Source organism: Rhodococcus sp. AZ1 (genome assembly GCF_054979605.1).
The window spans coordinates 206,764-224,109 of sequence record NZ_JBUEQF010000001.1; the positions used below are offsets into that span (position 1 = coordinate 206,764).

Below are 17,346 nucleotides of genomic sequence, written 5' to 3' on the forward strand. Positions count from 1 at the left end.
ACCATGACCAGTTCGAACCCGACCATCACCAGGGTCCTGGTGGCCAACCGCGGCGAGATCGCGCGCCGCGTGTTCACCACCGCGCGCTCCCTCGGGCTGGGCACGGTGGCGGTGTTCTCCGACCCCGATGCCCGGTCCCCGCACGTTGCCGAAGCCGATGTGGCCGTGCGACTTCCGGGGCGGACACCGGCCGAGACCTACCTGCGTGCCGAGTCGATCATCGATGCCGCGCGCACCGCCGGGGCCGACGCGGTGCACCCCGGGTACGGGTTCCTGTCCGAGAACGCCGATTTCGCGCGGGCGGTCCAGGACGCCGGGCTCACGTGGATCGGGCCGCCGGTGAAGTCCATCGAGCTGATGGGCTCGAAGGTCGAGTCCAAGAAGATCATGTCCGATGCCGGGGTGCCGGTGCTGGGCCGGTTGGACCCGGCCACGATCACGGCCGCGGACCTGCCCGTGCTGGTCAAGGCATCCGCCGGTGGTGGTGGCCGCGGCATGCGGGTGGTGCGCGATCTCGCGGCGCTGGCCGGGGAGATCGAAGGCGCTGCGCGCGAGGCGAAGTCGGCCTTCGGTGACGAGACGGTGTTCTGCGAGCGCTACCTCGAGACCGGCCGGCACATCGAGGTGCAGGTGATGGCCGATCGGCACGGCGGGGTGTGGGCGGTGGGTGAGCGGGAGTGCTCGATTCAGCGTCGACACCAGAAGGTGATCGAGGAGGCGCCGTCGCCTCTGGTCGAGCGCACGCCGGGGATGCGCGAGCGACTGTTCCAGGCATCCGTCCTCGCCGCGAACGCGATCGGTTACGAGGGTGCGGGAACGGTGGAGTTCCTCTCCGACGAGGACGGCAACTTCTACTTCCTCGAGATGAACACCCGCCTGCAGGTGGAGCACCCGGTCACCGAGAACACGACCGGACTCGATCTGGTGGCGCTGCAGCTGGCCGTCGCCTCCGGCGAACCGCTGCCCGCCCGGCAGCCGCCGATCACCGGGCATTCGATCGAGGTGCGGCTCTACGCCGAGGACCCCGCCCAGAACTGGCAACCGCAGAGCGGACCGGTGCACGCCTTCGCTGTTCCCGGTGTGCGCAGCGAGTTCGAGGTGCTCACCGGTACCGGTATCCGACTCGACTCGGGAATCGTCGACGGCAGTGTGGTCGGTGTCGACTACGACCCGATGCTCGCCAAGGTGATCTCGGTGGCCCCGACGCGCACCGCGGCCGCCCGGCTGCTGGCCTCCGCGCTCGAGCGCACGACGTTGCACTCACTGCGCACCAACCGGGACCTGCTGGTGACCGTGCTGCGGCACCCCGCGTTCCTGGCCGGTGAGACCGACACCGCATTCTTCGACCGGCACGGTCTCGACGTCCTCGCCGCACCCCTCGCCGACGGCCCCGCGCAGCGCCTGTCCGCGCTGGCCGCCGCGATCGCCGACGCCGCCGACGTCGAGGCGCGTGCGTCCGTCCTGCGTGGGTTCGGTGCGTGGCGCAACCTCGCCTCGGCGCCCGTACGCAAGCAGTTCCTGGCCGACGGGGAGCCGGTGGACATCGACTATCGACGCACCCGCAGCGGATACGAGCCGGTCGGATTCGCCGATCCGGCCCCCGTGGTGGTGTCCGCGCAGCCGCACACCGTGGTGCTCGACACCGCGGGGCTGCGTCGGCAGTTCCACGTACGCCGATACGGGGAGACGGTGTTCGTGGACTCCGCCCTCGGGCCCGTGCGGCTCGAGGTGGTGCCGCGGTTCGTCGATCAGTCCGAGCAGGTGGCCGAGGGATCGCTGCTCGCACCGATGCCAGGGTCGGTGATCCGCATCGGTGCCTCGGTCGGCGACACCGTCGTCGCCGGCCAACCCATCCTCTGGCTCGAGGCCATGAAGATGGAACACACCCTGTCCGCCCCCACGGCCGGGGTTCTCACGTCGTTGCACGTCACCCTCGGCCAGCAGGTCGAGGTGGGATCCGTTCTCGCACTCATCGAAGGAGAGCAGTCATGAGCTTCACCGAAACCGCCGAGCAGAAGGAACTGCGCTCCGCCGTGGCCGGTGTGGCCGCGCGCTTCAACTACAAGGACTACGTGCTGCCGCGGGCTCGCGTGGGGGAGCCGCTGACCGAACTGTGGAACGAGGCGGGCAAGCTCGGGTTCCTCGGGGTCAACCTGCCCGAGGAGTACGGCGGCGGTGGCGCGGGAATCTACGAACTCGCGCTGGTGCTCGAAGAACTCTCCGCGCAGGGCGCGGGTCTGCTGCTGATGGTGGTCTCGCCCGCGATCTGCGGCACGGTGATCGCCAAGTACGGCACGCCGGCTCAGAAGCAGGAGTGGTTGACCCCTCTCGCCGACGGCTCGAAGATCATGGTCTTCGGCATCACCGAGGCCGACGCGGGGTCGAACTCCCACCAGATCGGCACCACGGCCCGGCGTGACGAGTCCACGGGCGGATGGTTGCTCAGTGGCAACAAGATGTACATCTCCGGGGTCGACCAGGCCGATGCGATCCTGGTGGTCTCGCGTACCGAGGACGCGAAGACGGGCAAGCTCAAGCCGGCGCTGTTCATCGTTCCCACCGACGCGCCGGGTCTGACGAAGACGCAGATGACGATGGACATCGTCGAGCCCGATCACCAGTTCATGCTCTTCCTCGACGATGTCGCCCTGCCCGCCGAGGCTCTGGTCGGTGAGCCCGACGCGGGCCTGGCGCAGCTGTTCGCGGGTCTGAACCCCGAGCGGATCATGGGCGCGGCCATGGCCGTCGGCATCGGCCGGTACGCCATCGACGCCGCCGTGAAGTACGCCAACGAACGCAAGGTCTGGAAGACCACGATCGGTGCGCACCAGGGCATCGCGCACCCGCTCGCCCAGTGCAAGATCGAACTCGAGCTGGCGCGCACGATGATGCAGAAGGCCGCGTTCCTCTACGACTCGGGCGACGATTTCGGTGCCGCCGAGGCCGCCAACATGGCCAAGTACGCCGCCGCCGAGGCCAGCATCAAGGCCCTCGACCAGGCCATCCAGACGCACGGCGGAGCGGGTCTGATCGCCGACTACGGTCTGGCCTCGATGCTCGGTGCCGCGCGCATCGGTCGCGTCGCACCGGTGAGCCGCGAGATGATCCTCAACTTCGTCGCCCAGCACTCGTTGGGGCTCGAGCGGTCGTACTGATGGGCTCCACCGACACCGACTCCGTCGCGGTCCGGGTGGTGGTGGCCGACTCGATCGCCACGCTGACCCTCGACACCCCACACAACCGCAACGCGCTCTCCACCGCGATGGTCGAGGGGCTGATCGCCGCGATGGCCTCCGCGGCCGGTGACGACGACGTGCGCGCGGTGGTGATCACGCACACGGGCGGGACGTTCTGTGCGGGTGCCGATCTCACCGAAGCGGGCGCATCCCCGGCCGGGCGGACGCAGCAGCTGGTCGACCTCATGCGGGCGATTCTCGAGTGCCCGAAGCCGGTGATCGCCGTCATCGACGGTCACGTGCGTGCCGGGGGCATGGGCATCGTGACCGCGTGCGACATCGCGGTGGCAGGACCGGCGTCGACGTTCGCGCTCACCGAATCGAGGTTGGGGTTGGCGCCGGCCATCATCTCCCTGACCGTGCTCGCGCGGATGGACGCGCGTGCAGCCGGGCGTTACCTGCTCACCGGGGAGAAGTTCGGGCCGCAGGAGGCCGCCCGGTTCGGGGTGATCACGGTGGCCGCGGAGCAGCCGTCGGCCACCCTCGCCGAGATCACCGAGGCGCTGCGCGCGGCCTCACCGCAGGGACTGGCCGAGTGCAAGGCCCTGATGACCCGCGCGGTGCTGGCCGAGTTCGACGCCCGCGCCGACGACCTGGCGGCGACCTCCGCCCGGCTCTTCGCCTCGGAGGAAGCGCGCGAGGGGATGATGGCGTTCCTGCAGAAGAGGGCGCCGCGCTGGGCGCCGACACCGTAGGAGGGGCGCCGTGACGAGTACGAGCGAGCAGCCGGCGATCGGGGTCGTCGACCGTGAACCCAAGCAGGATCGCAGTCGGATCACCCGCGCACGACTGCTCGAGGCGACCATCGACTCGCTCGCCGAACAGGGGTGGAACGCCACCACCGTCGGCGCCGTGGCCGAGCGGGCCGGGGTCTCCCGCGGGGCCACCCAGCATCACTTCCCCACCCGTGAGGATCTGATCACCGCCGCCCTCGAGCACATGTTCGACGAGCGCACCCAGAACGTCACCCGTGAGCTCGGGGCGCGCCGTGCGGGCCCACGCAACACCGAGCAGGTGGTGGCCCGTCTGATCGACTACTACACCGGCCCGCTGTTCCGGGCCGCGCTGCAGGTGTGGACGGCGGCGGCAGCCGATCCGCAGTTGCGCGACCGGATGGTCCCGCTGGAGGAGACGTTCGGGCGTCGGGCGCACCGCATGGCCGTCGAGACCCTCGGTGTGGACGACACCGATCCCGTCGCGCACTCCCTGGTCCAGGCCACGCTCGACCTCGCGCGCGGCCTGGGGCTGGCCGGGCTCCTCACCGACGATTCCAAGCGGCGGGCATCGGTGGTGCGCGCATGGGCGGTGCAGCTCGACGCGGCGCTCAGCACCGTCTCGACAACCCCCGCCGAGGCGCCGCCGACCCCTCGCCGCGGACGCACCGCTCCCAGCACTGCGCGCAGGCCGCAACCTGAGCGCAGTGCTGGGGGGTGAGCGGATGACGCTCGGCGCTCGCGCGTCTGGCACTCTGATTGCGTGTCCGCCTTACCGAAGCAGCGCAGATGGGTGCGCGTCACGCTGCCCGCCGTTGCTGCCGTGACCCTGCTGGCCGGGTGCGGGTCGGAATCGGCGTCGTCCGATGCGCCGGCGGATCCGGGGGTGGTGACCACCTCCGTCGCCCCGCCCGGACCGTTCTTCGGAGTGTGCGGTTCGGTCACCGACGACGAGGTGCGCACCGCGTTCGCCGTCCCCTCGTTCACCACGATCGTCCGCAACTCCGTCGGGTGCGTCTGGCGGACCGCCGGTCTCGATTCGCCCGGGGTGAGTTTCTCCTGGTATCGCGGCAGTCCCATCGGGCGTGAGCGGGCGGGCTCCGATCGTATCGGCCGACCGCCACAGGACATCGAGATCAGCGGGCGGCCCGGGTTCGAGGCCACCAGCCTCGGGGTGGGTGGCGTGGTGGCGCTCTGCGAGATCGGGGTGCAGTTCGACGCGGACTTCGTGCACTTCTCGGTGACCTACGCCCAGTCCCCACCGACCGCCGATCCGTGTGAGGTTGCGAAGTCGCTGCTCACCAAGGTCGTGGAGCGGGCGAAATGAGGGCCCGTCGGATCGCGGCCGTCCTCGGCGTGCTGATGATGCTCGTCGCCGGGTGCTCGCGTTCGGTCACCGGAACCCCCACCGCCCTGGGTCCGGACCCGACCGACGACCAGTACCGGTTGCTGCTGCAGGAGTGCAAGACGGTCGAGGACGCCAAGATCGCCGAGGTGGTCGGTGGGACCACGATCGACTCCGAGTTCATCGGTGCGATCTGCCGGTGGGCCGTCGACGGCGGGGCGACGTCGGTGACCTTCGACTGGTTCGAGAACGGTTCCCTCGATGTCGAGCGCAGCACCAACGAGAAGCTCGGGTGGACGGTCACCAATGTCACCATCTCCTCGCGACGGGCCATCGAGATCCGCCAACCCGAGGACCCCGCGTCGTGCGGTGTCACCGCCGGGTCGCCGGACTACGGGGTGATCGGGTGGTGGGTGCAGTACCGCCCGGGCAGCGCCACCGATCCCTGCGCGGCGGCCACCAAGCTGATGCAGCTCTCCCTCAACACCAGCGCGTGAGTGATTTTTGACCCGCACCCTCGGCGGCGGGTATCGTCGAGGGCTGTGCCCGGCTGGTCCGGGCCGTCTGTGTGCCTATGCGAGGTACAGCCGTGCGTACAGTCCGGATGGATCGTGCTGATCGGCTGCCGTGTGGGGGTATGCGACACACCCGACCGCGGGGTGCAAGTGACCCGCGGTGTCGGTACCGGGTGAGGAGCAGCGTTCTCTTGCTCCAACTGCTTGATCCCTGATTCTCGAACACGAGAAGTACGACACGAAGAAAGCCGGTTCATGCCAACAATCAACCAGCTGGTCCGCAAGGGTCGCACCGACAAGGTTGCGAAGCTCAAGACCGCTGCCCTCAAGGGCAGTCCCCAGCGCCGTGGCGTGTGCACCCGCGTGTACACCACCACCCCCAAGAAGCCGAACTCCGCTCTGCGTAAGGTCGCGCGCGTGCGCCTGACCAGCGCGGTCGAGGTCACCGCCTACATCCCCGGTGAGGGCCACAACCTGCAGGAGCACTCGATGGTGCTCGTGCGCGGTGGTCGTGTGAAGGACCTCCCGGGTGTGCGCTACAAGATCATCCGCGGCTCGCTCGACACCCAGGGCGTCAAGAACCGCAAGCAGGCTCGCAGCCGCTACGGCGCCAAGAAGGAGAAGAGCTGATATGCCTCGCAAGGGACCCGCACCCAAGCGCCCGCTGATCGCCGACCCCGTCTACGGGTCGCCCCTGGTGACCCAGCTGGTCAACAAGATCCTGCTGGACGGCAAGAAGTCCACCGCCGAGCGCATCGTCTACCAGGCGCTCGAGCAGGCACGGGAGAAGACCGGCACCGATCCGGTGGTCACCCTCAAGCGCGCACTCGACAACGTCAAGCCGGCCCTCGAGGTCCGCAGCCGTCGCGTCGGTGGCGCCACCTACCAGGTCCCGGTCGAGGTTCGCCCCGGCCGGTCCACGACGCTGGCCCTGCGCTGGCTGGTCTCGTTCTCGCGCGCACGCCGCGAGAAGACGATGGTCGAGCGTCTCGCCAACGAGCTGCTCGACGCGAGCAACGGTCTCGGTGCCGCGGTCAAGCGCCGCGAGGACACCCACAAGATGGCCGAAGCCAACAAGGCATTCGCTCACTACCGCTGGTGACACCGGTGCCCGGCCCGTCGCACTCCACACGCGACGGGCGCGGGCATCGATCACCGACAACCCATTCTTTCGAACCAGAGGCGGGATCAATCCGTGGCACAGGACGTGCTGACCGACCTGAACAAGGTCCGCAACATCGGCATCATGGCGCACATCGACGCCGGCAAGACCACCACAACCGAGCGCATCCTCTTCTACACCGGTATCTCCTACAAGATCGGTGAGGTCCACGACGGCGCAGCCACCATGGACTGGATGGAGCAGGAGCAGGAGCGTGGCATCACCATCACCTCCGCTGCCACCACGTGCTTCTGGAACGACAATCAGATCAACATCATCGACACCCCTGGCCACGTGGACTTCACGGTCGAGGTCGAGCGGTCGCTGCGTGTGCTCGACGGCGCCGTCGCGGTGTTCGACGGCAAGGAGGGCGTCGAGCCCCAGTCCGAGCAGGTGTGGCGTCAGGCCGACAAGTACGACGTGCCGCGCATCTGTTTCGTCAACAAGATGGACAAGCTGGGCGCCGACTTCTACTTCACCGTCCAGACCATCAAGGACCGCCTCGGCGCCAAGCCGCTGGTGATCCAGCTGCCCATCGGCGCCGAGGACGGCTTCGAGGGCATCGTGGACCTGGTCGAGATGAAGGCCAAGGTGTGGACCGGCGAGACCAAGCTGGGCGAGAAGTACGAGGTGCAGGACATTCCTGCCGATCTCGTGGAGAAGGCCGAGCAGTACCGCCAGGAGCTGCTCGAGACCGTCGCCGAGTCCGACGAGGCGCTGCTCGAGAAGTTCTTCGGCGGTGAGGAGCTCACGATCGAGGAGATCAAGGGCGCCATCCGCAAGCTCACCGTGGGTTCCGAGCTCTACCCGATCCTGTGCGGTTCGGCGTTCAAGAACAAGGGTGTTCAGCCCATGCTCGACGCCGTCATCGACTACCTCCCCTCCCCGCTCGACGTCGCCGAGACCGTCGGCCACGCCGTGGGCGACGAGGAGAAGGAGATCGTGCGCAAGCCGTCGGCGGACGAGCCGTTCGCGGCGCTGGCGTTCAAGATCGCCACGCACCCGTTCTTCGGCAAGCTCACCTACGTGCGCGTGTACTCGGGCAAGGTCGACTCCGGCTCGCAGGTCGTCAACTCGACGAAGGGCAAGAAGGAGCGTCTGGGCAAGCTCTTCCAGATGCACTCCAACAAGGAGAACCCGGTGCCCACCGCCAGTGCCGGCCACATCTACGCCGTCATCGGTCTCAAGGACACCACCACCGGTGACACGCTGTGCGATCCGCAGAACCAGATCATCCTCGAGTCGATGACGTTCCCGGATCCGGTCATCGAGGTCTCCATCGAGCCCAAGACCAAGTCCGACCAGGAGAAGCTCGGCACCGCCATCCAGAAGCTCGCCGAGGAGGATCCCACCTTCTCGGTCAAGCTCGACGAGGAGACCGGCCAGACCGTCATCGGCGGCATGGGTGAGCTCCACCTCGACATCCTCGTCGACCGCATGCGTCGCGAGTTCAAGGTCGAGGCCAACGTCGGCAAGCCGCAGGTGGCCTACCGCGAGACCATCACCAAGACCGTCGAGAAGCACGAGTTCACCCACAAGAAGCAGACCGGTGGATCGGGTCAGTTCGCCAAGGTGATCATCGCCCTCGAGCCCTTCACCGGTGAGGACGGCGCCACCTACGAGTTCGAGAACAAGGTCACCGGTGGCCGCGTGCCGCGCGAGTACATCCCGTCGGTGGACGCCGGTGCGCAGGACGCCATGCAGTACGGCGTTCTCGCCGGCTACCCGCTGGTGAACCTCAAGCTCATCCTCCTCGACGGTGCCTACCACGACGTCGACTCGTCGGAAATGGCATTCAAGATCGCCGGTTCGCAGGCTCTCAAGGAAGCGGCCCGCAAGGCCGGTCCGGTGATCCTCGAGCCGCTCATGGCAGTCGAGGTCACCACGCCCGAGGAGTACATGGGCGACGTGATCGGCGACGTGAACTCCCGCCGTGGCCAGATTCAGGCCATGGAGGAACGCAGTGGTGCCCGTGTCGTCAAGGCGCTGGTTCCGCTCTCGGAGATGTTCGGTTACATCGGTGACCTGCGGTCTCGTACCCAGGGTCGCGCGAACTACTCCATGGTGTTCGATTCCTACGCAGAGGTTCCCGCGAACGTCTCGAAGGAAATCATTGCGAAGGCCACCGGAGAGTAGGTTCGCCCTACTTCTCCCCGGAGCTGGACCAGCACTACCGCACCACCTGTCAACACACCACACGCACTGCACCCCGCAGGCAAACGAGAAGTCCAGGAGGACACACAGTGGCGAAGGCGAAGTTCGAGCGGACGAAGCCGCACGTCAACATCGGGACCATCGGTCACGTTGACCACGGCAAGACGACGCTGACCGCAGCAATCACCAAGGTTCTGCACGACAAGTACCCCGACCTCAACGAGAGCTTCGCCTTCGATCAGATCGACAAGGCTCCCGAGGAGAAGGCTCGCGGTATCACGATCAACATCTCGCACGTGGAGTACCAGACGGAGAAGCGCCACTACGCGCACGTCGATGCTCCGGGTCACGCCGACTACATCAAGAACATGATCACCGGCGCGGCACAGATGGACGGCGCGATCCTCGTCGTCGCAGCAACCGACGGCCCGATGCCGCAGACCCGCGAGCACGTGCTGCTCGCCCGTCAGGTGGGTGTGCCCTACATCCTCGTGGCTCTGAACAAGGCCGACATGGTCGACGACGAGGAGATCATCGAGCTCGTCGAGATGGAGGTGCGTGAGCTCCTCGCTGCCCAGGACTTCGACGAGGAAGCCCCGGTGGTCAAGGTGTCCGCTCTCAAGGCCCTCGAGGGTGACCCGAAGTGGGCAGAGTCGGTCGCCGAGCTGATGCAGGCTGTCGACGACTCCATCCCGGACCCGGTCCGCGAGACCGACAAGCCGTTCCTGATGCCCGTCGAGGACGTCTTCACCATCACCGGCCGCGGCACCGTGGTCACCGGCCGTATCGAGCGTGGCGTGGTCAACGTCAACGAGGACGTCGAGATCGTCGGTATCAAGGAGAAGTCGACCAAGACCACCGTCACCGGCATCGAGATGTTCCGCAAGCTGCTCGACTCGGGCCAGGCGGGCGACAACGTCGGCCTCCTCGTCCGCGGCATCAAGCGCGAGGACGTCGAGCGTGGACAGGTCGTCGTCAAGCCCGGCACCACCACTCCCCACACGGAGTTCGAGGGCCAGGCGTACATCCTGTCGAAGGACGAGGGTGGTCGTCACACCCCGTTCTTCAACAACTACCGCCCGCAGTTCTACTTCCGTACCACGGACGTGACGGGCGTCGTGACCCTCCCCGAGGGCACCGAGATGGTCATGCCCGGTGACAACACCGAGATGTCCGTCAAGCTGATCCAGCCGGTCGCCATGGACGAGGGCCTGCGCTTCGCGATCCGCGAGGGTGGCCGCACCGTCGGCGCCGGGCGCGTCACGAAAATCAACAAGTAGCCTCCGGCTACGGGCGATCAACAAGTAGCCTCCGGCTACGGGCGATCAACAAGTAGCCTCCGGCTACGGGCGATCAACAAGCAACACCCGCATCACTCGAACGGCGCTCACCCCTCGGGGTGGGCGCCGTTCGGCGTCTGTGGGCGCGGAGCCGGTCGCGGTCGGGTGGACGGTAGATTCGACGCCGTGAGCGTTGCGCTGATCGACTCCGGGCTCGGGCTGCTGCCCACCGCGGCCTGGTTGCGTCGTCTTCGTCCCGATGTGGCGCAGTTGCTGTTCACCGATCCCGAGAATGCGCCGTGGGGCCCGCGGTCCACCCACTGGATCATCGATCGAGTGGTGGCCACAGCGGACCGCGCGGTGGCAGAGGGTGCATCGGTGATCGTGCTGCCCTGCAACACAGCCAGCACCGCGGCGTTGGCAGCCACCCGCGCGCATGTGGGGGAGGCGGTTCCCGTGGTGGGCACCGTGCCGGCCATCAAGCCGGCGGCCGCGGCCGCAGCTCGCCTGACGGTCTGGGCCACCGCCGCCACCACCGCGAGCGCGTACCAGGCGGACCTGATCGCCACGTTCGCCGCCGATCGGGAGGTCACGGCCGTCGCCGCCCACGGATTGGCCGACGCCATCGATCGGGCCGACAGTGTCGCCATTGCCGACGCCATCGCCGACGCGGCAGCGCGCACCCCGTCCGACGTGCAGGCCCTGGTGCTCGGGTGCACGCACTACCCGCTGGTGCAGCAGCAGATCGAGGCGGCGCTGCCGCCGGGCATCACGGTGTTCGACAGCGCCGAGGCGGTGGCCCGTCAGGCGTCTCGGATGCTCGGTGACGGCCCCTCGGTGTCGGTGTCTGTGCCGGATGCGCCGGTGCGGGTGTGGAATTCGCTGCGGCCGGGTGAGCTTGATCGGCGGGCGACGAACTACGAGGCCGGGCGGATCGTGCTCGGGCTCGGCCCCGAGTCCGATCTCGACGTGGTCGGCGGTACGGTGTGGTCGCGATGACGCATGCCGAGGGCGAGGACGGTGGCGCCGAGGACCGGGCGACGCGGGTGCGTGAGCTCCGCGAGGATCTGACGCGCTTCATGATGGTGTACCAGTTCGGATTGGACGAGATGTTGACCAAGATCAACATCCTCAAGGACGAGTTCACGCACCTGCACAGCTACTGCCCGATCGAGCACGTCGGTTCGCGGCTGAAGACACCGGATCGCATTGCCCGCAAGGCCATTCGCAAGGGTTATCCGTTGACGTTCGACGGTATTCGCGAGGGGGTGCGCGATATTGCCGGGCTGCGCATCGTGTGCAGCTTCCACGCCGACACCTATGTGGTGAAGGACCTGCTGATCAATCAGGAAGATGTTCGGGTGGTGGAGTTCGAGGACTACATCGCCAACCCGAAGGACAACGGGTACAAGAGCATTCACCTCATCCTCGAACTCCCGGTGTACCTGAGTGATCGGGTCGAACGGGTGTACACGGAGGTGCAGATCCGCACCATCGCCCAGGACTTCTGGGCCAGCCTCGACCACAAGATCCACTATCAGTACGACGGGCAGGTTCCCGAGCCGATTCTGGCCGAACTCACCGATGCCGCTGCGGCGGCACACGCCCTCGACGTGCGTATGGAGGCGCTGCACGGCCAGGTGAAGAAACTGTTCACCGCGCCCGTCCCGGATTCCGAGATCAGCGGTCTGCAGGACCAGTTCCTGCTGGCCATGATGACGCAGGAGCCGGGCACCGATCTGGGTCGCCCGTGACGAATCGGTTCACCCGCGGCGAGATTCGACGTCTGCTGGCCATCGGCGCGGTGATCGTGGCTCTGCACGGTGTGGGGTGGGGTCTGTTCGCGTGCTACAACTCCGTGCCTGCCATCCATCAGCTCACCGGTCCGGACGGCACGCTGGTGTACGCCGGGGCCGGGCTGGTGGCGTACACCCTCGGTATGCGGCACGCGTTCGACGCCGATCACATTGCCGCGATCGACGACACCACGCGCCTGCTGTTGCAGAAGGGCAGGCAACCCCTGGCGGTCGGGCTGTTCTTCTCACTCGGGCACTCGACGGTGGTGTTCGTCTTCGTGGCCGCGATCGCATTCGTGGCGGCGAAGGCGACGGCCTTCCAGGAGGCGTTCACCGGTCCCGGCGGGTTCGTCGGCACGATGGTCTCCGGGGTGTTCCTGTTCGCCATCGCGGCGGTGAACATCGTTGTGCTGCAGGGGATCGTGCGCGTGTGGCGGCGCGCCCGCCGCGGTGAGTACGCGGAGGAGACCCTCGATCGGTTGCTCGCCCAGCGGGGACTGCTCAATCGAGTCTTCCGCGGGCGGTACGACTCGATGGTCGATCGGTCGTGGCAGATGTATCCGCTGGGCCTGCTGTTCGGGCTGGGGTTCGACACCGCCACCCAGGTGGGCCTGCTCGCCATCGCCGGTACCACCGCCGTTGCCGGTGGGCTTCCGCCGCTCGCGATCATCGCGCTGCCGCTGATCTTCGCCGCCGGGATGACCACCATGGACACCCTGGACGGGGTGTTCATGGCCAAGGCCTACGGCTGGGCGTTCGTCACGCCGGCGCGCAAGTTGTTCTACAACATCACCATGACGTCGCTGTCGGTGTTCGTGGCCCTGGTGATCGGCACCTTCCAGGTGCTGTCGCTGGTGATGGAGCGGTTCTCGCTCACCGGCGGGGTGTGGGACGTGCTCGCCGCCGTCGATCTCGAGCGTGTGGGGCTGTTCGTCGTGGGCGCTTTCGCGCTGGTGTGGATCGTGGCGCTGGTCTACTACCGCGTCGCACGCGTCGACCGCCGGTTCGAGGTCGGTAGCGCGGGCTGAGGGGGCGTTGCCGCGTCGATCGAGCGGTGTTGTGTTATCGCAATATCTGCCGTAGTGTTGTGACAACACAACATTCGGAGTGATCGATCAGAAGGGAATCCCCATGAGCACCGTTCTCGTCGTCATCATCGCCCTGCTCCTCGCCTTCGCCGTCTACCTCGGCGTTCAGCAGCAGCGCACGAGCAAGAACTGACCGCACTCAGTCGTCGGTCTCGGGATCGTCGGGGTCGAGGTCGACGAAGATCGGGGCGTCGGTCGGCTGCCCGACCGACGCCGCCCGGGCCACGATGCTCTGAACCGACAGGGCGGTCAGGAGGACTCCTACGAGGATGTACCCGGACCGATCCCGGAGAGCGAGGAACAGGCCTGCGTCACGGCCGGCGCCGACTATCTGGAACGCGGCGAGCACCGCCACCAGAGAGCACAGCGTGGTCAGGCCCCACCAGGAGGCGGCGTTGCGGATGTGCATCTCACGCTCGTCGAGGTCGGCTCCACGGGTCTCCATCACCGCCGATCCGGTGCGAATCAGCAACCACCAGGCGATCAGATGCGCGGCAAGAAGCACGATCCACGGAATCTGCGCCTCGGCCACGTCGACGATGACGGGCAGCGCAACGAGGGCGATTGCGAGGGAGAGTCGCAGGTACAGCAGAAGCGTTGTCCTGCTGGCGTTGTCGCGCACGTAACCACCGTACCTCTGCACGTGGCGATCAGCCGGGTCCCGCGCGTTCATCGTCGTGTACCTGCGCGTCGGCGAGGCCGAACACGTCGGTGATCGACACGTTCAGCGCATCGGCGATGAGGAGCGCGAGATACAGGCTCGGCGAGTACGCGCCACGCTCGAGCGCGCCGATGGTCTGAACGTTGACGCCGATCTCGGCGGCGAGATCGGCTCGCGACATCTTGGCTGCAGCTCGCAGGCGGCGCAGATTGTTGTACATGGGGCGTCGAGCCTCACCGGCTACGGGCACCAGATCGCCCTCCTCCCGGCGCGGGGTTCTTGTGTTCTGACAACAGCGTAACGAGCTGTGCACGGGTGGTGAGTCGGGCTCACCCGCGTCGATCCGCGTGTTCCCCGCCCGTGGCGGATATATCCTCCCCGACACGCAGACAGCGCCGGGTGCGCTGCCTACGATATTCGGATGCATGCACCCCGACTGCCCGATGGATTCGGGGTGCGGATCGATCCCCGGGTGCGGGCGATGTCCAACGGGCGCGTGCTCGTCGGGGGCTCACCGGCCTGCGTGCTGACACTCGACGACCCTGCCGCCGACTCCATCGTGGACAGGTTCCTCACCGTCGTCGACGACGAGTCCGCCGCGCTCGCCCGTCGCCTGCTCGACACCGGTATCGGTAATCCCCGCCCGTCCGCGCTGCCGGCCATCGAGAACGTCACCGTGGTGATCCCGGTTCGCGACAACCTTGCGCGGTTGATGCGGCTGCTTCGAGCGCTCCGTGCGGTAGCGGTGATCGTCGTCGACGACGGGTCCGCGGCGCCGGTGACCGTTCACGCCGACGAGGTCCCCTGCGCGTCGCTGACGGTGATCCGCCTCGACGATCCCGTCGGCCCACCTGAGGCTCGTAACGTCGGATTGCGCAGTGCTACTACGGAATTCGTGGCCTTCCTGGATTCCGACGTGGTGCCGCACCGGGGATGGCTCGAGATGATCCTCGGCCACTTCACCGATCCGTCGGTGGCGATGGTGGCACCGCGGATCGTTGCGCTCACGGCGCAGTCCGGTCCGTTCGCGCGCTACGAGTTCGCCCGCTCGCCGCTCGACCGCGGACATCGTGAGGCGCGGGTGAGCGCAGGTGGTCGGGTGACGTCGGTACCGGGCAAAGCGCTGGTCGCTCGCCGCGAACACCTCACGCAGGCAGGCGGTTTCGATGCGAGCATGCATCCGGTGGCCGACGCCGACCTGGTGCGTCGACTCGAGGAGCAGTCGCGGATCGTGCGGTACGAACCCGTCGCCCGGGTGGCGCACGACAATCGCGGTGATCTCCGAGAGTGGTTGGTGCGCAGCGTGATCCACGGGCGTGGCGCGGTGGCCCTGAGCACCGTCCACGGTGATGGCGACCCGGCCGCGCCGCTGCCGAGATGGGCCCTTCTCGCCGGAGCGCTGCTCGGGGCTGCAACCAGAACAGGTCTGCTCGGAGCCCTGGCCGCTCTGGCCGTCCTGTTCACTCGGCTACGGCGGGCCCTGGTGGGCGTCGACGACGCGTCGCGGGTGGCGGCGTACCTGGCGGCGGAGGGTCTGGCGAGCACGGCCTGGCACCTCGCGGCGGCGATGCTGCGGATGTACTGGCCGATCACCGCCGTCGCGATGGTGTTCTCGGTGCGCGTGCGGCGGCTGGCGATCGCCGTGGCCGTCGCGGACGGTCTGTGGGACTGGCACGAGCATCGCGTCGACGGCGGGCCGGGCCCGGTGACGCACGTGTTCTTCACTCGGCTCGGGGATCTGGCCTACGGGTCGGGTCTGTGGGCAGCGGCGATCACCTCGCGTGCGCCGCGCGCCCTGGTCCCGCGTGCCGCCGTCCCCGGTGCGCCGCGCGGACTCCTACACGGTGCGTCGATCGTCCGCTGCGGGGGTGCGGGCCTGCTGACGTGGGCAAACTGTGACGTGCGTTACAGTGGAGCTACGCAGACGTAAGGACCTCCAGACGTGACATCGCTGACCGCAGAGCCCGACGGGTTGTCCGCAGAGCGCGAGGGCGTGACCGCAGAGCGCGAGGGCGCAGTCAACCCCTGGATCGCCGTGCGCCCGGGGCAGGACACCCGTGCACTCGCCCGCACCGTCTCCGAGGCGCACCGCGCCTTCGTCGAGACGCGCACCGAGAGCGCCACGGGCGCGGTCAGAGCCGTGGTGCGCCAGTCGTGGATGCGCAGCGCCGAACTCGGTGTCGATCCCGATTCCACCACCGATCAGGCACTCGACGGACTGGACCTCGAGCGGTACCGCACCGACCACCCGATGTCGCTGATCCGGCCCGTCGTGCGCAAACTGCTGGTCGAGGACGCAGCCGACACCGGTCTGCTCGTGGCCATCACCGATGCCTCCGGTCGCATGCTCTGGGTCGAGGGCGACTCGGTGGCCAAGACCCGGGCCACGGCGATGAACTTCGTGGAGGGTTCGGACTGGAGCGAATCGCGCGTGGGCACCAACGCGCCCGGCACGGCCCTGGCCCTCGACCACAGCGTGCAGATCTTCGCGGCCGAGCACTTCTCGCGGCCGGTGCAGGAATGGAGCTGTTCCGCTGCGCCCGTTCACAATCCGCTCACCGGACGCATTCTCGGCGCCATCGACATCACCGGCGGACCAGGCGTTGCGGTACCCGCGGCACTCTCGCTCGTGCGGGCCACCGTGGCCGCTGCGGAGGCCGAGCTGCGCCTGTACCTGCTCGACAACCCCGATGCCCTGGCCGAGTACGACGCGGCCGAACTCGGCGGAGCCGAACGCGCCCCGCGCCTCGAGGTGTTCGGCGGTGCTCGCCCGATGCTGGTGCGGGGGCACGAGCGGGTACCTCTGACCCAGCGTCACGCGGAGATGCTGGTGCTGCTGGCCGCCCACCCCGAAGGTCTGAGCGCCGACCACCTGGCCGTGTTGCTCGACGAGAACGAACTGGACTCGGTGACCGTGCGCGCCGAGATGTCGCGTCTGCGCAAGGTTTTCGGTTCCGACGGGCTCGCCTCGCGTCCCTACCGGCTGCTGACCGCCCTGCGCTCGGACGTCACCGACGTCGAGGCAGCCCTCGATCGCGGCGACCTGGCCGGTGCCCTGCGCCGCTACCGCGGGCCGGTGCTGCCCGGATCGTTCGCCCCGGGTGTGGAGGACATTCGCGAGCAGCTACGCCTGCGAGTGCAGGCAGCCCTGCTGCGGGCCGGCGACCCGTCGCTGCTGGCGAGGTGGACCTCGTCGGTACACGGGCGCGAGGACCCTGCTGCGTGGGCGGCCTACCGGGCGTGCCTGGACCCGTCGTCGCCGCAGTTCGCTCGCGCCGAGGCGCGGGCCCGGTTCTTCGCACGCTGAGTTTCTCGCGGACCGGGGTTGCCCGCAGCACGCAACGGGGATGCAACGTTGCCGATCGTAGTGTTCTGAGTCACAGCCCCCGGGTCTGC

Annotated in this window: 17 protein-coding genes; 15 read left to right on the plus strand and 2 right to left on the minus strand. The window is 68.0% G+C overall.

The features are described 5' to 3' along the window. Positions 1 to 3 precede the first annotated feature (3 nt). The 13 genes from ACY48E_RS01080 (at position 4) to ACY48E_RS01140 (ending at position 13,229) form a co-directional block, all read left to right on the plus strand. Complete coding sequence (locus tag ACY48E_RS01080) at positions 4 to 1,992, plus strand: acetyl/propionyl/methylcrotonyl-CoA carboxylase subunit alpha (RefSeq protein ID WP_462870197.1); 1,989 nt, start codon at positions 4 to 6, stop codon at positions 1,990 to 1,992. Continuing rightward, positions 1,989 to 3,155: an acyl-CoA dehydrogenase family protein gene (locus ACY48E_RS01085; protein ID WP_462870198.1), complete on the plus strand. Its 1,167-nt coding sequence runs from the start codon at positions 1,989 to 1,991 to the stop codon at positions 3,153 to 3,155. The genes ACY48E_RS01080 and ACY48E_RS01085 overlap by 4 nt, the downstream gene beginning before the upstream one ends. Next, positions 3,155 to 3,931 carry an enoyl-CoA hydratase family protein gene (locus ACY48E_RS01090; RefSeq protein ID WP_462870199.1) on the plus strand — a complete coding sequence of 259 codons (777 nt, stop codon included), beginning with the start codon at positions 3,155 to 3,157 and terminating at the stop codon, positions 3,929 to 3,931. Before ACY48E_RS01085 ends, ACY48E_RS01090 begins: the two co-directional genes overlap by 1 nt. Positions 3,932 to 3,941: 10 nt before the next feature. Next, positions 3,942 to 4,670 (plus strand): TetR/AcrR family transcriptional regulator, encoded by a 729-nt coding sequence (locus ACY48E_RS01095; protein WP_462870200.1) that lies wholly within the window; start codon positions 3,942 to 3,944, stop codon positions 4,668 to 4,670. Between the two features lie 42 nt (positions 4,671 to 4,712). Continuing rightward, a complete protein-coding gene (locus ACY48E_RS01100; protein WP_462870201.1) occupies positions 4,713 to 5,276 on the plus strand; it encodes a DUF3558 domain-containing protein in 564 nt (187 codons plus the stop codon). Beyond that, a complete protein-coding gene (locus tag ACY48E_RS01105) occupies positions 5,273 to 5,791 on the plus strand; it encodes a DUF3558 domain-containing protein (RefSeq protein ID WP_462870202.1) in 519 nt (172 codons plus the stop codon). The genes ACY48E_RS01100 and ACY48E_RS01105 overlap by 4 nt, the downstream gene beginning before the upstream one ends. Before the next feature lie 273 nt (positions 5,792 to 6,064). Continuing rightward, positions 6,065 to 6,439: a 30S ribosomal protein S12 gene (gene rpsL, locus ACY48E_RS01110; protein ID WP_075839236.1), complete on the plus strand. Its 375-nt coding sequence runs from the start codon at positions 6,065 to 6,067 to the stop codon at positions 6,437 to 6,439. 1 nt (position 6,440) lies between these two features. Then, complete coding sequence (gene rpsG, locus ACY48E_RS01115) at positions 6,441 to 6,911, plus strand: 30S ribosomal protein S7 (protein WP_462870203.1); 471 nt, start codon at positions 6,441 to 6,443, stop codon at positions 6,909 to 6,911. 93 nt (positions 6,912 to 7,004) lie between these two features. Then, positions 7,005 to 9,107 (plus strand): elongation factor G, encoded by a 2,103-nt coding sequence (gene fusA / locus ACY48E_RS01120; protein ID WP_462870204.1) that lies wholly within the window; start codon positions 7,005 to 7,007, stop codon positions 9,105 to 9,107. Between the two features lie 107 nt (positions 9,108 to 9,214). Continuing rightward, complete coding sequence (gene tuf / locus ACY48E_RS01125) at positions 9,215 to 10,405, plus strand: elongation factor Tu (protein WP_462870205.1); 1,191 nt, start codon at positions 9,215 to 9,217, stop codon at positions 10,403 to 10,405. 186 nt (positions 10,406 to 10,591) lie between these two features. Continuing rightward, the gene (locus ACY48E_RS01130; RefSeq protein WP_462870206.1) at positions 10,592 to 11,404 is read left to right on the plus strand and encodes a glutamate racemase; all 813 of its coding nucleotides are present in this window, start codon (positions 10,592 to 10,594) and stop codon (positions 11,402 to 11,404) included. Next, on the plus strand, positions 11,401 to 12,159 hold the full coding sequence (locus tag ACY48E_RS01135) for a GTP pyrophosphokinase (RefSeq protein WP_462870207.1): 759 nt from the start codon (positions 11,401 to 11,403) through the stop codon (positions 12,157 to 12,159). The genes ACY48E_RS01130 and ACY48E_RS01135 overlap by 4 nt, the downstream gene beginning before the upstream one ends. Further along, positions 12,156 to 13,229, plus strand: coding sequence for a HoxN/HupN/NixA family nickel/cobalt transporter (locus ACY48E_RS01140; RefSeq protein WP_462870208.1), 1,074 nt, complete (start codon positions 12,156 to 12,158; stop codon positions 13,227 to 13,229). Before ACY48E_RS01135 ends, ACY48E_RS01140 begins: the two co-directional genes overlap by 4 nt. A gap of 199 nt (positions 13,230 to 13,428) precedes the next feature. Here ACY48E_RS01140 and ACY48E_RS01145 read toward each other — a convergent pair whose 3' ends face one another. Together ACY48E_RS01145 and ACY48E_RS01150 are read right to left on the minus strand one after the other, a co-directional pair. Continuing rightward, positions 13,429 to 13,911: a hypothetical protein gene (locus tag ACY48E_RS01145; protein ID WP_462870209.1), complete on the minus strand. Its 483-nt coding sequence runs from the start codon at positions 13,909 to 13,911 to the stop codon at positions 13,429 to 13,431. Positions 13,912 to 13,939: 28 nt separating this feature from the next. Continuing rightward, positions 13,940 to 14,200 (minus strand): helix-turn-helix transcriptional regulator, encoded by a 261-nt coding sequence (locus ACY48E_RS01150; protein WP_462870210.1) that lies wholly within the window; start codon positions 14,198 to 14,200, stop codon positions 13,940 to 13,942. A 171-nt stretch (positions 14,201 to 14,371) separates the two neighbouring features. On the opposite strand from ACY48E_RS01150, the gene mftF reads away from it, so the two are divergent. Further along, complete coding sequence (gene mftF, locus ACY48E_RS01155) at positions 14,372 to 15,880, plus strand: mycofactocin biosynthesis glycosyltransferase MftF (protein ID WP_462870211.1); 1,509 nt, start codon at positions 14,372 to 14,374, stop codon at positions 15,878 to 15,880. A gap of 63 nt (positions 15,881 to 15,943) precedes the next feature. Beyond that, complete coding sequence (locus tag ACY48E_RS01160; protein ID WP_462870495.1) at positions 15,944 to 17,257, plus strand: transcriptional regulator; 1,314 nt, start codon at positions 15,944 to 15,946, stop codon at positions 17,255 to 17,257. The last annotated feature ends 89 nt before the right edge of the window (positions 17,258 to 17,346 follow it).

Coding starts and splice junctions, on each gene's coding strand:
- ACY48E_RS01080 (WP_462870197.1), top strand. CDS start 4: ATGACCAGTTCGAACCCGACCATCACCAGGGTCCTGGTGGCCAACCGC.
- ACY48E_RS01085 (WP_462870198.1), top strand. CDS start 1,989: ATGAGCTTCACCGAAACCGCCGAGCAGAAGGAACTGCGCTCCGCCGTG.
- ACY48E_RS01090 (WP_462870199.1), top strand. CDS start 3,155: ATGGGCTCCACCGACACCGACTCCGTCGCGGTCCGGGTGGTGGTGGCC.
- ACY48E_RS01105 (WP_462870202.1), top strand. CDS start 5,273: ATGAGGGCCCGTCGGATCGCGGCCGTCCTCGGCGTGCTGATGATGCTC.
- rpsL (WP_075839236.1), top strand. CDS start 6,065: ATGCCAACAATCAACCAGCTGGTCCGCAAGGGTCGCACCGACAAGGTT.
- rpsG (WP_462870203.1), top strand. CDS start 6,441: ATGCCTCGCAAGGGACCCGCACCCAAGCGCCCGCTGATCGCCGACCCC.
- ACY48E_RS01135 (WP_462870207.1), top strand. CDS start 11,401: ATGACGCATGCCGAGGGCGAGGACGGTGGCGCCGAGGACCGGGCGACG.
- mftF (WP_462870211.1), top strand. CDS start 14,372: ATGCATGCACCCCGACTGCCCGATGGATTCGGGGTGCGGATCGATCCC.